The organism is Paraliobacillus zengyii, assembly GCF_003268595.1.
In the GTDB taxonomy this organism is placed as follows: domain Bacteria; phylum Bacillota; class Bacilli; order Bacillales; family Amphibacillaceae; genus Paraliobacillus_A; species Paraliobacillus_A zengyii.
Genome location: NZ_CP029797.1, coordinates 1,452,204 through 1,466,176, shown reverse-complemented (window position 1 = coordinate 1,466,176; position 13,973 = coordinate 1,452,204). Strand labels below are relative to the sequence as shown.

Below are 13,973 nucleotides of genomic sequence, written 5' to 3'. Positions count from 1 at the left end.
AAAGAAAAGGCCAAATCACTAGTGATTTGGCCTTTTCTTTATATATTTAGACATATTTTCAATAACATGTCAGTTAAGCAGACTGTTTTTTGGAACGATTATATTTCCACATCATATAGCGATAACGAATTGTACAACCAATGCAGTATCCCATTAAAGCAATTCCTGCAGCTAATACAACCATGAGACTAAAAACATATCCTAAAACATTTAAATTAATAGTAAAAAATAAGAGCGATACTCCTAAACATATCGTTGCTATCCATTGATTGAAGATTTGCTGTTCCTTATCTTCTTGTTGATAGCTAGTTACTGGTTTTCTTAAAAACATTTTGCCAAAAAGAATAATTGGGTTTTGTTTTGTAGCTAATGTATATACGCCAATTATAAATGGTAAAAGTAACAGCGACTTAACGAAGATTAATGCGATGATAACGGTAGTAACGATGAAAGATTGATTTAATTGGACTAATGGTTTTGGAATAGTCATCTCTTCATCCCCTTTTATTCTTATTATACACACTTGTTTAATCGGAATAAAGCATTATGGTTTAAAAAAAACCACACTTCTTTAAACTTCGAAGTGTGGTTACTATTAATTGGCCTTTTTCATTTGCTTACTACGTAATTGTCCACATGCTGCATCAATATCGGAACCTTGTTCAACACGAACACCACAGTTGATTCCAGCATTTAATAGTGTTTCATAAAAAGATACGATGGCATCTTTTTCACTACGATCATATTGGTTATCCTCAACAGGATTATATGGAATCAAATTGACATAGGATAAATGGCGTTTATTTTTCAAAAGTTTTGCTAACTGCACAGCTTCTTCTTGATGATCATTAATATCTTTCAGCAAAATATATTCAAACGTAATTCGTCGATTTGTTTTCTCTAAATAATAATCAACTGCATCCATTAACTTCGCAAGCGGGAATGCTTTGTTAATTTTCATAATGCGTGTACGTAGTTCATCATTTGGAGCGTGTAAAGAAACCGCCAAGTTAACTTGGAAATTCTCATTCGCAAAGTCGCGAATCTTATGTGCTAATCCACTTGTAGATAACGTAATGTGTCTTGCACCAATTGATAGACCTTGTTGGTCATTGACAACACGTAAGAAATCCATTGTATTATCATAATTATCAAACGGCTCACCAATTCCCATAATAACAATATGACTAACGCGATCACCATTATTTAATTTATCTAAATGATGTTGTACTTTCATAATTTGTTCTACTATCTCTCCACCCGAGAGATCACGATTTTTCGTTAGTAAACCACTTGCACAAAATGTACAACCAATATTACAGCCTACTTGCGTTGTGACACAAACCGATAAACCATAGGAAAAACGCATTAATACCGTTTCAATCAAGTTACCATCTTCCAGTTTAAATAAGAACTTGATCGTTCCGTCTTTTGATTCTAGTTTTAAATCTTCTGTCAAAGACTCTATATAAAAATTAGCTTTTAATAAAGCGATACTTTCTTCATTAAGATTTGTCATGGCTTCAAACGTTGTCACACGTTTTTTATACAACCAATCCCAAACTTGTGATGCCCGAAACTTTTTTTGCCCACGGTCAACTAGCCACTCTGTAAGCTTATCTTGTGTCAATCCATATATGGAATATTTATCGCTCATAGTTACCCCTCTTTTAAACCTTATTAATAAAAAACTCCTTTGTCTATACTACATACAATCGTCCTATCTATCAAGTATTATAGCCAATTAAAGATTAATTTCTTTGTATTTTGAAAAATTCCTTTTATTTTTTTCTTACAAAACATTGCTTTTTGGAAAATCACTTGTTATAATGAACTTAGCTATTTTGTTCGACAAAACACTTCAAGTAACTAGCAACGTGAAAGTTTTCGTTTTGATGCATGAGCAAGAATAGTAATACATTGTGTGGACGATCCACACTAGGAGGAAAAGTAATATGGCACAAGGAACAGTAAAATGGTTTAACGCAGACAAAGGTTTTGGATTTATCGAAGTAGAAGGACAAGACGATGTATTCGTTCACTTCTCTGCAATTCAAGGCGAAGGCTTTAAGACACTTGAAGAGGGTCAAACTGTAACATTCGACATCGAAGAAGGCAACCGTGGACCACAAGCTGCTAACGTTGAAAAAAACTAATAACAGCTATTAAATAAAAAACGAACCAGATTAATCTGGTTCGTTTTTTTTGTGTTGCCAATGTGCTCCTTCATCCATATGTGCAAATGGTATAGCTGTATCAACCTCACCTGTAACATGATTTATGGACAGCACTATCCCTTGTAACCACTTTTCAAAGTCTACTTCTGTTGGATCTTGATCAGCACCAAGTGCTATCCATACCTTTAAATCATTTGGAAAGTAAGCAGTAGTGTGTATCGTTCCTGCCCAATTACGATATTCATCCGAGAAAATTCCACGCTGACGACCATTTAATAACTGAAATGCTTGCTTTGCACTTAATCCTGAATCCGCTTCTTTTGCAAGTATCATTTCTCTCCGTTTAGAATCAACTAAATAATGACGATTCTCCTCTTCCATTGTCTTAAAATGATTGGTACATATTGTTGATTCTCTAACAAATACATTACGAGGTGTTGCTTCTACAACATATGTTTTTCCAATCTTGTCATACAGAATATAGCTAAATGAATGGCGATGCGGTATTTTTTTTAGTAACGCTATTGCTTCCAAGGCGGTCGCACATGTTTCTAAAACAAAACGACCAATCATACCACAAATAAAACCTTCACCTGGCTTTTTTCGGTGCATAAAATTATAACCCATCACTAAGCCCTTTTCGTTAATACCGTCAGAACGACCTGTAATTCGCTGGCTCGCGCCCATCGTCGCATACCCTTTATCAACAGGTTGATAAAAGACAAAACGACCATCATATGTTTTTGGATGATAGTCATAGTTACGTACAAGATAGCCATCACCTGTCATTACAGAACAACCGGAACGTTCATAATCAAGCCGATATCCACCAAATTCATGCAGAACTTTTTCGATTGGCCATTCTAAACCATCCCGAAGACCTTCTAGTTCAAACCATATTTTTGGTGAAATTGATTTAATCGCCGTTTTTGCTTCCTCTATATCAATTGAAAAACGCGGTTTTCTTGTTTTCCACTGTTTTAGACGATTTTTAATATATAAAGAATCCTTTAATTCTTTCGCTTGTATTAGACCAAAATCATAATGAGAACCTCTAAATTCAATCATGTCGCTATAAATCTGTTTCAAACAGTATCCCTTCTTTCTCTAGTCTATTTATGTAAGAAAGCCCTTTGGGTATTATATCCAAAAAAGCATCTAACTAATAAGTTAGACGCTCTCATATAAACTAGTTGGATCAGCTAATAAAAAGTTTATATGTATTAAATTATTTTAAAGGTAACCATTTCAATACACGTTGGATATGATAATCCCAATACCCCCACTCATGTGAACCACTATCAAAAGTTGAAACGACATCTAAATCAGTTTGATCACAAACTTCTTTAAATAGTAAATTATCATTATACAAGAAATCCTCTGTGCCACACGCATGATAGATTTTAGGTTTCTCACCATCTGAGGCATCTATTTTCTTGATTAAATCCAACACATCATGCATCGTTCTCTTTAAATCCTGGTCTCCATAAGCGTTATATAATGTTGCAGCCATTGGATTAGGTTCTTGTTGATTAGCAACATGACTAGCAATATCTAATACACCAGATAACGTTGCTACCGCTGCAAATTGATCCGGTTTATTTAAAGCCCATTTCATTGCTCCATAACCACCCATAGATAATCCGGCAATAAAATTATCTTCTCGTTTGTCAGATAATGGAAAAAACGAGCGCGCAATCCTACGCAACTCTTCTGATATAAATGTCCAATAATTTTTGCCATACGTCATATCGGTATAAAAACTATGATCAACATTTGGCATTACTACCGCTATTCCTAATTCAGCTACATAACGTTCAATCGAAGTACGACGCGTCCAGATTGTATGATCATCACTAAGCCCATGCAATAGATAAAGCGTTGGATGCTTTTGGTCCTGTCTTTTATTGTTTTGCATGCCTATTTGATTAGCTGTTTGCTCTGGTAAAATTACTGTCATCGATGTATTTAACATAAGTGTTTCGGAAAAAAAATCACATGTAATACGTGCCATTGATATCAGTCCTTTTCCTAAAGATTTTTACTACTCTAGTATAGAACATTTTGGAAAAACACGCACACGCTATTTATAATTCTTTTTCGATAATTTCACTAGATGTTTAAGATTTTCTTCTCAATAACAATCGTAACGATTTTTTACTTGAACGGGATGTTAGCATATAAAGAAAATCACCAGCTGAAATTACTGTATCACCTGTTGGTGTAACTAGCTGTTCCTCTCTAATTATCGCATTCACGAGTGTGTCTTTCGGAAAGGAAATATCGTTTAATGTTTTACCAACAATTTCAGCATCTTCTTCTATTTCATACTCAATCATTTCAGCATTAGCTTTTCCTAATGATATCAACTCTAACGTATGAATCGGAGTTGTTTTCTTAGGACCAAATAATCCTAATTTTTGGGCCAAAGGAGCTATTGTCGTCCCTTGAATAAGACAGCTCGTTAGTACAATAAAAAAGACAACATTGAAAATTTGCTGACTACCTTCCACTCCAGCAAGTAAAGGAAAGGTTGCTAAAACAATTGGTACTGCACCTTTCAAACCCGCCCATGATAAAAAGATTAGTTCTTTCTTTGTATAATGCATAGAGATAGTTGAAATAGCCACTGCAATTGGACGTGCAATCAGCATTAAAATAATCGATAACGTTACACCTTGGAAGATGATGTTCCATTGAAATAGTTCAGATGGGAAAACGAGTAATCCTAAAATAACAAACATTAGAATCTGCATCATCCAAGCAAAACCTTCAGAGAAACGGAATACAGAAAAGCGATAGGCAATTTCAGCATTTCCCATAACGATGGCTAATACATACACAGCTAACAAGCCACTTCCATTTAAAGCAGAGGTTAAACCATATGTTAATAGTGCGAAAGAAATAGCAAAAATCGGGTATAAACCACTTGAATCTAAGTTAATCTTATTTATTGCCATGACCGCAATTTTTCCTAATAACAAGCCAAGAAGTAGTCCAAGACCAATTTGTAAAAAGAATGTTATGATTAACCAAAAAATATTTGTACTAGGATTCGTTATTAATTCAATCATTGCAACTGTTAAGAAAACAGCCATTGGGTCATTTGATCCAGATTCGGCCTCAAGTGTTGTTCCAATTCTCTTCTTTATCGGTTGTTCTTTTAATACAGCAAAAACTGCTGCCGCATCCGTAGATCCAACAATCGCCCCAAATAGCATTGCAAGAGTCCAATCAATTTGTAGTATGTATTTTGCAGCCACCGCTACAATCGCTGATGTAAGTACGACACCGAGCGTTGCTAATGACAATGATGGCTTCATTACTGGTTTCAGATCACTCCAATTTGTTTGTAAACCACCTTCAAATAAAATAATGATTAGAGCGAACACACCAATTATTTGTGCTGTTTGCGCATTATCAAAATAAATAAGTCCTAATATATCACTACCCATTACCATCCCAATCACAATAAATAATACTAATGCTGGAACACCAAATCGAGAAGATAATTTGGTAGTAACTACACCTAAGATAAATAAGGTTGCGAATAATAAAATAAGTGAGTCTGTCTGAAAAATTCCATTAATCATGAATTATTTCTCCTTTCTATAAATTAATATCAAGTTTTACTTCAGAACTGTCTATTTTTGAAATACCGAGATAATGCCGAGTTTCAGTTGTTGTTTGATGTTGTAGACGTTTTTTTATAAGGGAGATTGCAATGCCATTTGTATAAGCATGATAACCGAACGTTTTTCGAAGTGTGTGCATACCAATTGGTTCATCTATTCCAGCTTCTTCTGCCGCATAATGAATGATACGATATGCTTGTTGACGTGTTATTGGAGCTTTTGATTTGCGTGATTTAAACAGAAAATCTTCTCTTTTAAGATCTGACTTTTCTATTACTTCATGAATTAATGCTTGTAGAGATTGGTTAAAATAAATAGGTGGATCAAGATAGCTTGATTTTTGTATATAAGGATGAATTTCATTTGCCTGACTCATAACTTGATCTACACGAATGTTAATCAAATCATAGATTCGCATACCTGTATTAATACCTATTAAAAATAAACAATAATCACGTTTTGAGCGTTTATGTAAAATTTGTTTCATTGCTTCTAGTTGATCTATTCGTTTTATTGGTTGTACAGTATGCATATTATCACACCACCTTATGTTACATAATATAATTATAACGTATATTTATGTAACATTAAATTCATATGCTTTAATCAAATAAAAAAAGCATGGAGAAATGCACCCCATGCTTTACTTATAAGTATTTTATCCTTTTGGTTCTTCATCTAACTCTTCTGCTTCTTTTTCAATTTGTTCCTCTAAATCTTGTTGTTCTTGTGTTTGTTCTGCTTTTTCTTTTTCCTCAGCTTCTTTCTCCGCTTGTGCTGCTTCCTCTTTCGCTTCTTTTTCTTTTGCTATTTTTTCTTCTTCTTCTTCTTCTGCTTTTTTAGCTTCTTCTTCTGCCACTTCTTTTTTCTTTTCATCTTCATCATCTGTCTTACTAGTAGTTTCTTTATTTGTCGCTACACTTTCTGATTTTGTTTCAGTGCTATTACTTGATGTACTAGAATAACTAGAGCTATTGTTAGAACCAGCGCCAGTGCTACTACTATAATTAGTCTGATCTTGTGTTGCAACCGTTGATTCCTCCGCGACTTCTGTACTATCTTCATCCGTCTGATCTAATTCTAACTCTGCCAGCTCTTCTTCTTTTTCCTCTTCTAAGTCATCCTCTTCGTTCTCAGTCTCTTCAATCTCAATTGTTTCTTTTAAAACAATTCCTCTATTTATATCTTGTGCTAATTTTATTGTCTTTCCACTTTTACTATCACTTAATTCAACGTCTTCTTCAACATCATTTTTAGCTTCTTGTTGACCTGGTTGACCACTTAATACGAGTGGCACAATTACGCCAATCATTAGAATTAATAATAGACCAATAAAAACAATCCGAAACTTATTCATAACTTTCCCCCAAAAACCATTTTCCGCTCATTACTTCTATAGTTACTTTAGCATATTTTGTAGCTTGAAAGGGTATTAACAGAGAAATTTACCAAAAAATTTCTTTATAGCTTACTCTTGGAACTCTGATAAAATGGAAGTGCAAAGATATATTGACTTTATACAAGGAGGAATAACAATGAAATACATTAATGAAAGTATCGAGGGTTATAAAGGAAAGAATATACCTTATACTTTATACGGAAAAACTGATTCTTCACACGATTTAGTGATAATACTTCCAGGTGCTGGTTATACGGCTAACAGTCCAATTTTTCATTATTCTACTGGAGTATTTTTCAATAAAAATAAAGACATCTTAGCGGTTAATTATTCTTATAGTGATCCGTTTTATAACAATTTCTCTCAAAATGAATTATATGAAGCGGTTAAAAGTGATTCGAAATTAGTCATAGATAAGATACTCAACACTAACTCGTATATAAATTTTTATATTATTGGTAAATCCATAGGAACCATTGCAATGAGTTCTGAATTGAAAAGAACTATTTTCGAGAATGCTAAAACACCTCTATTAGATTTAGATGAGGTTTTTACAACTATGGTTGATAGCAAAAACAAAGGTTTGTGTTTTATGGGTGACAGAGATCGTTTCTATACAGAGGAAAAGTTCAATAAAATAAGAACAAATAAAAATATTACTTCAAAATTAATTCCTGGGGTTAATCATAGTCTTGACCATGAAGAAGACATAGCTAAGTCAATAGATACTTTAAAAGACGTAGTAACTGATATAGAAAAATTTTAAATTACTTTTAACTTTTATACTTGTGAAAATAAATATAAAATTAGAGATGAATAACTTGAGGAAGAATGCTAAACAGTTAATCCATTCTAATTGACCGCCACATTAGTTGCCGTCGCTCTTGAAAAAGCTTTGTATGTATATTTTCTTTACAATCAACTATCAAAAGTAATATCTTTGCTTGAGTAAACATCTGCAAACCAACGTAATACGGTGTTATGATGATTTATGATTTGTTTAGCGTTGATGTCTTGTGAATCTCAAGTACTGTGTGCATCTGATGCTAAACTGACTTTGTAATCCATACTAAATGCTCTTCTGCAAGTTGTATCAATACAAACTTCTGTTTGAATGCCTGCAATTATTAAATGTTCAATCCTATGTTTTTTCAATTCAGCTTCTAAAGACGTATTTAAAAATGAATCTGGAGTAGTTTTTTGAATGATTATATCTTCCGTGTTTGGCGTGACTTCAGAATGAATCTCCCAACCTTTTGTACCATATTCTAAGGGCTTGCCAACAGGTGCATTATGTTGTATATAAAAAATAGGTGTTTTAGCATAGCGTGCTTTTGCTATTAAACTTTTTAAGTTTTGTAATAATCGTTCAGCTTTATATACGCTATTACCTTCTTGAAACATTCCATTTTGAACGTCAATAACCAGTAGTGCTTTCATCCTTTTTTCCTCCCTTAAAAAAGAACGTTTGTTCGTTTCTTGTTTATCATATACCATTCTTTTAAACTTATCAAACTAAGTAACTGTTTACAAAGAAATTCCAACAATCAGATCGATGAATATATTATCTTTCTATCCTTTTTTAATTTCAAAAAAACCATTATTGCAACTATAAAATTTGCAATGCAAAGTATTATAAAGACGGTAGTTAAGTATTTTCCTCCTAAAGTTGGTGAGTCAGATATTGTTAGTCCTAATAATAAATATAAGATTCCAAATGAACACTGAATTATAATCAGATTTCTCTTGTTTTGTTTTGATAACAAATAGCCACTTAGCATTAAAACATACGATAGGCTTACTATTAGCAATGTTGGAAATAGTGGTTTGAATTTAGCTGCATATATGAAATGATCTAATTGTGATATATCAGCACCTGTTGTAAGCTCATTAGTAAACAGCTTTGAAAAAAAAGCGGAATACTTCCGTTCCCAAGTATTATTTCTTATTTCACTTCCTTCATACCACGTAAACACTGTTGAAAAGACAATTACCACTAATGCTAGCAGATATTGTACAATATATTTCATACTATTCCCGCTTTCTTTAGTAAACTAAATAGACTTACATACTAATATCGTCCAAAACTCCTCATTTATTTTAACATAAAATTACAATTATTCTTTAAAGTTATTAAAATAATTGTAAAAAAGTGATCTAGCTTTTTCGCTAGACCACTTTTCTTTCACTTATTCTATTGCTTGACTACCCCAGATTGTAACACCGTTATCAGACATTGCCGAGAATGTCATAACTTGTTCAGATGAAAATGGGTTCCACTGCGAAAGGAATACACCATCATAACTTGTGCCATCGATAACAATCGTTATCTGATTACCTTCTAATTCCCATTCACCTGTAACTGAACCGCTAATCTCACCATTTGCTTCTAACTCTATTGCTTCTGATAATTTAGCGAACTCGGATATATCTTTTCCATGATTAATATATTCATAACTACCCGTTACTTTATCCTCACTATATGTCTCTATTTCTTCGCCACCATAGCGGTGAGGAGCAACAACTGGCCAACCGTCTTCATTAAAGAACATTTGGTGTACACGCAATTCATGTTCTTCACCACGATCTGGAAAGCGTGTATGGAAATAAATGAAATACTCATCTGTTTCTTCTTCATAATAAGTAGAGTTATGACCAGGAGATACATAACCATCTCCTTCAGAAAATGTGAAGTTACCCATTATTTTAGCGCCATATGGTGCAACTGCTTCATCATCAAAGAAACTTCCAGCTGCTCCTTTCGCTTCAATCATATCTTTTCCTTCTGCATCAACAAACGGACCATCAGGGTTTTCAGAACGAGCGACACGCATATTATATCCACCAACGGCATCTAAGCCACCATAAGATAGAAATAAGTAGTAATAGCCGGTATCAGCGTTGTATTGCATAAATGGCGCTTCTATTCTACTATGATTTCCACCTAATAGTTTTTTGCCATATCCTTGATCAGGTAATGGTTCTCCAGTAGCTGCATCCAGTTCCAAGATGAAAATCCCTCCTGAATAGGATCCATAGACCATCCAAAGCTTACCATCTTTATCGTAAAATACGTCTGGATCAACAACATTTGGATCTTGTGTTCCATCATAAGTATCACCATCTTCACTAAGCTCTTCGGTCATACCAGATTTCAAAATAATGCCTTGGTCCTCATATGGTCCTTCAATAGAATCAGATGTGGCAATTCCCATTGCTGATAAAGGTGAATCACCTCTACAGGCATTGTAATACATATAATATTTCCCATCTTCTAATTGAATGACATCTGCAGCCCAAAAGGTATCGGTCTCAGCCCAAGTTAGCGCTTCTTCCATTTCCTCAGCTGCATTTGGTATTAGTACATTACCTTCATGTACGCCATTAGACACTTGGTCCCACTCTATTAAATCATCTGATTTAGCGGACATTAAATGTGATCCAAACACATAAAAAGTATCATCATCTTTGATAACGGATGGGTCATGTACCGTTACATTTTGATAATTAGGTGCATCCAGATCTGTTGCTTCCATATCTTTGTTAGCGTTTTCATTACAACCCGTTAAAAAAAGACTACCTACTATAGCTATTCCTATTAATTCTAGTTTCCATTTATTTTGCTTCAACAATATTCCTCCCCTTGGTTGCATGTCTATCTTCTTTTTTATCATACCTTAATTATCATTAGATTTCTAGATATATTAGGAAATATATACGTACTATTTTTCAAAAATGCTTTTTTAAAACGTCACTTGTCCTTATAAGGTAAAAAGCGCTAGTAGTTAAACTAGCGCTTCATTACTAGATACCTAAAGCGGCCAATACCGCAACTAACAAAATAATTGGTGTGAAAATAAAGAACCAAAAGAACAACAATACCAAAGCAGCTATAATAGCCATTCTATTCCCTCCTATCAATCATTTATTAAACTTGTGGAGGCCTCACACTGTTAATCTATGATTGATAGAGAAAAATGAATGGACAATTATCAATTTTTTTAAAAATGGTTATTTTAATAGGATTACCTTCCCTATATTTTATAAATAGGTGTAGGTATACACGCTATTTTAACCTTTATATAAGACAAAAACACGGTCGAAACATTTCTATTTGCGTATCTATGTACTATAAAAAATAAAGGTAGGTGTAAAATTTGAAAGATAATATACTATATTTCGAGCGAACGGCTCAAGGTCGTTTTCGAGAAGTAAAAGCGAAAAGATTTAAAAATTCAACGATTAATCAATCAGTAGAAGACCAAACCATTCTGGAACAAATCAGACTAGATTGGAAGCAAAAAAATCTTCATACAGAATCGATTGATAAATTAGAAAGTCTTATTACTATTTTTAGACAACCTGAAAATAGTGCTCGGTTAGCTCAACTTTCCCAAAAAATAAAAGCATTCTTTATGCATGATACAACGAAAGGAGTAATGAAAAAAATGACTGATACAAATCTAAGTAAGTTGATGAAAAAACTAATGGAAAATGGAGATACACCGGAACTAATGAACAAAGTATTAAAAGATCCAGATTTATCTAAAGAAGCAATGTCAATGATGCAAGATATGCTTCAAGATGAAGAAAAATTAAAGTCCATGACCGATATGATGACTTCCTTATTAGATAAGGAGGTGAAATCCGATGAAGAATAAAAGAGAACTGATTGTACAAATGCAAAATAATAGGAAAGTAAGTAAAATTAAGCTAAGTGAATTTAGAGACAAAAAAGATAGATGGGTTAAAAATATACTATGTAAAGAATAGTTAAGAATTGTAGAAGTAGGTTCGCAGTCGTTGCATGTGACCTACTTCTTGTGTATTCTAATGTTAGAGAGATTGTGATGTTTACTAACATCCTACATACAAAGGGAGTAATGAAATGAAACTTATTGCGACAGATTTAGATGGCACATTATTGAATGAAAATGGGGAAATTAGCAAAGAAAATGAAACAGCATTAAAGAAAGCAATTCAAGCGGGAATAAAAGTAGTTGTTGCAACTGGCCGGTCCTATTCCGCTGCAAATAAGCCATTACAAGCAGTTGGGATAACTTGTCCTATTATTTGTTTAAATGGTGCAAATGTTTTTACAGAAAAAGGGGAAAGGTTACGTAATATCCCACTTTCTAAATTAATCAGCAAAAAAATTATACAGCAATGTCAGGAAAGTGAAGCCTATTTTGAATTATATACCAATCAAGGTATCTATTCTCCTGACCGCGCAAAATTCATGGAAGTCCTTTTGAATATCATGCTCTCTTCTCACCCAGAAGTTTCGCGTGAAGAAGTGGAAGAGCGAGCAGCATTGCGTTTTCAAGAAGAAGAGTTTAAAATAACAGATGATTTCAACGGACTTCTTGCAGATAAAGACATTGAAGTCTATAAAGCACTTGCCTTTTCTCTAGAAGTAGATACATTGGAAAAAGTAAAAAAACAGTTTTCAGTCAAGGATAACGTCATCATTACATCTTCTGGTTTTGACAATGCAGAATTTAATCATCCAGATGCACAAAAGGGGATTGCTTTATCACTTTTTGCAGCTGAAAATGGCATCGCTTTAGAAGACACAATGGCAATTGGTGATAATTTTAACGATTTATCCATGTTAAAGATTGTTGGGCATAGTGTCGCAATGGGTAACGCTGAAAAGGCCATTAAACAAGCATGTAATTTCACGACAGTAAGTAACAATGAACACGGTGTTGCTAAAGCAATTGAAGTATTCATAAATAAATAAAACAAAGTCCACTATTCTTAATTAGGAATAGTGGACTTTTTATTTTAATGTAGATCACATAAACGAAATGAATGAAGTCTCTCATATATTAATAATTAACCAAATTAAAAAGAAACTAAGTAACATGGTGATATTTGATACAGTCCCAACAAACTTTTTATCATAACCAAATTCAACTGCATAAGGCAATAAGGACATTGAAGTCGGTAAGATTAAAGCAATCAAGAGTGTATAGCGAAACATTAAATCAACTGGCAACCAAACAAAGAGTGCAATTCCAATAAGCAGACCAACTCCAAATCGAGCTACAAGGAACTTCCCAACTAAATACAAATATTTTTTATCAAAAGTAAAATTCAAATAAATACCTAATAATAATAAAGATAATGGCATATTCGCACCAGAAATAATAGAAGCTGTATCAATTAATACATTTGGCAATGGAATATGTATAATATTTAATAGAAATACAATCATATATGTCATCAATGGAATTGATTTTACTAACTTAAGTGTAATTTCTTTCGTTGTGATCTTGGTTTCCTCACTTGCATAAAAACTACCCATTAAATAACTTAATCCAAATACAATAAAAGCATTCCCTACATCAAACATTCCAAAATATTTAATCCCTTCCGCACCCCAAAGCCCTTCTACCAAAGGATAAGCGAATAAGCCTACATTATATCCTGGTATCATCATAAGTAACATGCCTCTTGTACTGTTCTGTTCATTTCTAAAAACAAATAAACCGATGGATACGAAGAAAAAACCTGCAATAATTGCCGCTATTACTAAGAAAAATAAAGATGGCTCAATCACAATATCTGAAAATGTTACTACAATTAAGCTTGGTAATGTAAGATTAAATATAAGACGTGCTAGTCCTTCTCCATCACTTTCTTTGATTATTTTTGTTTGTTTTAATAAATAACCTAAACCAATAATTAAAATGGAATAGATGAATTGCTGATTAAATCCGTCCAAATTAAAATCTCCCTACATAAAGTGATAGT

The 13,973-nt window shown here is 33.3% G+C and carries 15 protein-coding genes and 1 pseudogene; 5 read left to right on the top strand and 11 right to left on the bottom strand.

The window, feature by feature from the left end; all coding sequences use genetic code 11:
• Window positions 1–73: 73 nt before the first annotated feature.
• Together DM447_RS07475 and rlmN are read right to left on the bottom strand one after the other, a co-directional pair.
• On the bottom strand, window positions 74–490 hold the full coding sequence (locus DM447_RS07475; RefSeq protein ID WP_112180619.1) for a DUF4395 domain-containing protein: 417 nt from the start codon (window positions 488–490) through the stop codon (window positions 74–76).
• A gap of 105 nt (window positions 491–595) precedes the next feature.
• Complete coding sequence (gene rlmN, locus DM447_RS07470; RefSeq protein ID WP_112180618.1) at window positions 596–1,657, bottom strand: dual-specificity RNA methyltransferase RlmN; 1,062 nt, start codon at window positions 1,655–1,657, stop codon at window positions 596–598.
• 298 nt (window positions 1,658–1,955) lie between these two features.
• Between rlmN and DM447_RS07465 the strand changes: the two genes are divergently transcribed.
• Window positions 1,956–2,156, top strand: coding sequence for a cold-shock protein (locus DM447_RS07465; RefSeq protein ID WP_112180617.1), 201 nt, complete (start codon window positions 1,956–1,958; stop codon window positions 2,154–2,156).
• Between the two features lie 30 nt (window positions 2,157–2,186).
• On the opposite strand, the gene DM447_RS07460 is transcribed toward DM447_RS07465, so the two are convergent.
• The 5 genes from DM447_RS07460 to DM447_RS07440 all read right to left on the bottom strand — a co-directional run bounded on the left by DM447_RS07460 (window position 2,187) and on the right by DM447_RS07440 (window position 7,169).
• The gene (locus DM447_RS07460) at window positions 2,187–3,266 is read right to left on the bottom strand and encodes a C45 family autoproteolytic acyltransferase/hydrolase (RefSeq protein WP_112180616.1); all 1,080 of its coding nucleotides are present in this window, start codon (window positions 3,264–3,266) and stop codon (window positions 2,187–2,189) included.
• Between the two features lie 139 nt (window positions 3,267–3,405).
• Window positions 3,406–4,191 (bottom strand): alpha/beta hydrolase, encoded by a 786-nt coding sequence (locus DM447_RS07455; RefSeq protein ID WP_112180615.1) that lies wholly within the window; start codon window positions 4,189–4,191, stop codon window positions 3,406–3,408.
• A 106-nt stretch (window positions 4,192–4,297) separates the two neighbouring features.
• Window positions 4,298–5,770, bottom strand: a complete 1,473-nt coding sequence (locus DM447_RS07450) for a potassium/proton antiporter (protein ID WP_112180614.1) — start codon at window positions 5,768–5,770, stop codon at window positions 4,298–4,300.
• 16 nt (window positions 5,771–5,786) lie between these two features.
• Window positions 5,787–6,344 (bottom strand): tyrosine-type recombinase/integrase, encoded by a 558-nt coding sequence (locus tag DM447_RS07445; protein ID WP_112180613.1) that lies wholly within the window; start codon window positions 6,342–6,344, stop codon window positions 5,787–5,789.
• 126 nt (window positions 6,345–6,470) lie between these two features.
• The gene (locus DM447_RS07440) at window positions 6,471–7,169 is read right to left on the bottom strand and encodes a hypothetical protein (RefSeq protein WP_112180612.1); all 699 of its coding nucleotides are present in this window, start codon (window positions 7,167–7,169) and stop codon (window positions 6,471–6,473) included.
• A gap of 178 nt (window positions 7,170–7,347) precedes the next feature.
• Here DM447_RS07440 and DM447_RS07435 point away from each other — a divergent pair, with 178 nt between their 5' ends.
• Window positions 7,348–7,977, top strand: a complete 630-nt coding sequence (locus DM447_RS07435) for an alpha/beta hydrolase (RefSeq protein WP_112180611.1) — start codon at window positions 7,348–7,350, stop codon at window positions 7,975–7,977.
• Between the two features lie 152 nt (window positions 7,978–8,129).
• Here DM447_RS07435 and DM447_RS07430 read toward each other — a convergent pair.
• From DM447_RS07430 to DM447_RS07420, 3 genes and pseudogenes are all read right to left on the bottom strand, one after another.
• Window positions 8,130–8,651: pseudogene (locus tag DM447_RS07430) on the bottom strand (cysteine hydrolase family protein).
• Between the two features lie 107 nt (window positions 8,652–8,758).
• Window positions 8,759–9,241: a DUF4306 domain-containing protein gene (locus DM447_RS07425; protein WP_112180610.1), complete on the bottom strand. Its 483-nt coding sequence runs from the start codon at window positions 9,239–9,241 to the stop codon at window positions 8,759–8,761.
• Between the two features lie 159 nt (window positions 9,242–9,400).
• Window positions 9,401–10,747 (bottom strand): arabinan endo-1,5-alpha-L-arabinosidase AbnB, encoded by a 1,347-nt coding sequence (locus DM447_RS07420; protein ID WP_198671271.1) that lies wholly within the window; start codon window positions 10,745–10,747, stop codon window positions 9,401–9,403.
• 621 nt (window positions 10,748–11,368) lie between these two features.
• On the opposite strand from DM447_RS07420, the gene DM447_RS07415 reads away from it, so the two are divergent.
• The 3 genes from DM447_RS07415 (at window position 11,369) to DM447_RS07410 (ending at window position 12,957) form a co-directional block, all read left to right on the top strand.
• Window positions 11,369–11,872, top strand: a complete 504-nt coding sequence (locus DM447_RS07415; RefSeq protein WP_112180608.1) for a hypothetical protein — start codon at window positions 11,369–11,371, stop codon at window positions 11,870–11,872.
• Complete coding sequence (locus tag DM447_RS18650) at window positions 11,862–11,984, top strand: hypothetical protein (protein WP_255421349.1); 123 nt, start codon at window positions 11,862–11,864, stop codon at window positions 11,982–11,984. The genes DM447_RS07415 and DM447_RS18650 overlap by 11 nt, the downstream gene beginning before the upstream one ends.
• 115 nt (window positions 11,985–12,099) lie before the next feature.
• Window positions 12,100–12,957, top strand: a complete 858-nt coding sequence (locus DM447_RS07410; RefSeq protein WP_112180607.1) for a Cof-type HAD-IIB family hydrolase — start codon at window positions 12,100–12,102, stop codon at window positions 12,955–12,957.
• An 81-nt stretch (window positions 12,958–13,038) separates the two neighbouring features.
• On the opposite strand, the gene DM447_RS07405 is transcribed toward DM447_RS07410, so the two are convergent.
• Complete coding sequence (locus tag DM447_RS07405) at window positions 13,039–13,944, bottom strand: AEC family transporter (RefSeq protein ID WP_112180606.1); 906 nt, start codon at window positions 13,942–13,944, stop codon at window positions 13,039–13,041.
• Window positions 13,945–13,973: the final 29 nt, after the last annotated feature.

What these genes read in the sequence shown, in the direction of transcription:
- DM447_RS07475 (WP_112180619.1), bottom strand. Translation starts at nt 490, where the DNA reads ATGACTATTCCAAAACCATTAGTCCAATTAAATCAATCTTTCATCGTT.
- rlmN (WP_112180618.1), bottom strand. Translation starts at nt 1,657, where the DNA reads ATGAGCGATAAATATTCCATATATGGATTGACACAAGATAAGCTTACA.
- DM447_RS07465 (WP_112180617.1), top strand. Translation starts at nt 1,956, where the DNA reads ATGGCACAAGGAACAGTAAAATGGTTTAACGCAGACAAAGGTTTTGGA.
- DM447_RS07455 (WP_112180615.1), bottom strand. Translation starts at nt 4,191, where the DNA reads ATGGCACGTATTACATGTGATTTTTTTTCCGAAACACTTATGTTAAAT.
- DM447_RS07450 (WP_112180614.1), bottom strand. Translation starts at nt 5,770, where the DNA reads ATGATTAATGGAATTTTTCAGACAGACTCACTTATTTTATTATTCGCA.
- DM447_RS07445 (WP_112180613.1), bottom strand. Translation starts at nt 6,344, where the DNA reads ATGCATACTGTACAACCAATAAAACGAATAGATCAACTAGAAGCAATG.
- DM447_RS07440 (WP_112180612.1), bottom strand. Translation starts at nt 7,169, where the DNA reads ATGAATAAGTTTCGGATTGTTTTTATTGGTCTATTATTAATTCTAATG.
- DM447_RS07435 (WP_112180611.1), top strand. Translation starts at nt 7,348, where the DNA reads ATGAAATACATTAATGAAAGTATCGAGGGTTATAAAGGAAAGAATATA.
- DM447_RS07425 (WP_112180610.1), bottom strand. Translation starts at nt 9,241, where the DNA reads ATGAAATATATTGTACAATATCTGCTAGCATTAGTGGTAATTGTCTTT.
- DM447_RS07420 (WP_198671271.1), bottom strand. Translation starts at nt 10,747, where the DNA reads ATGGAAGCAACAGATCTGGATGCACCTAATTATCAAAATGTAACGGTA.
- DM447_RS18650 (WP_255421349.1), top strand. Translation starts at nt 11,862, where the DNA reads ATGAAGAATAAAAGAGAACTGATTGTACAAATGCAAAATAATAGGAAA.
- DM447_RS07410 (WP_112180607.1), top strand. Translation starts at nt 12,100, where the DNA reads ATGAAACTTATTGCGACAGATTTAGATGGCACATTATTGAATGAAAAT.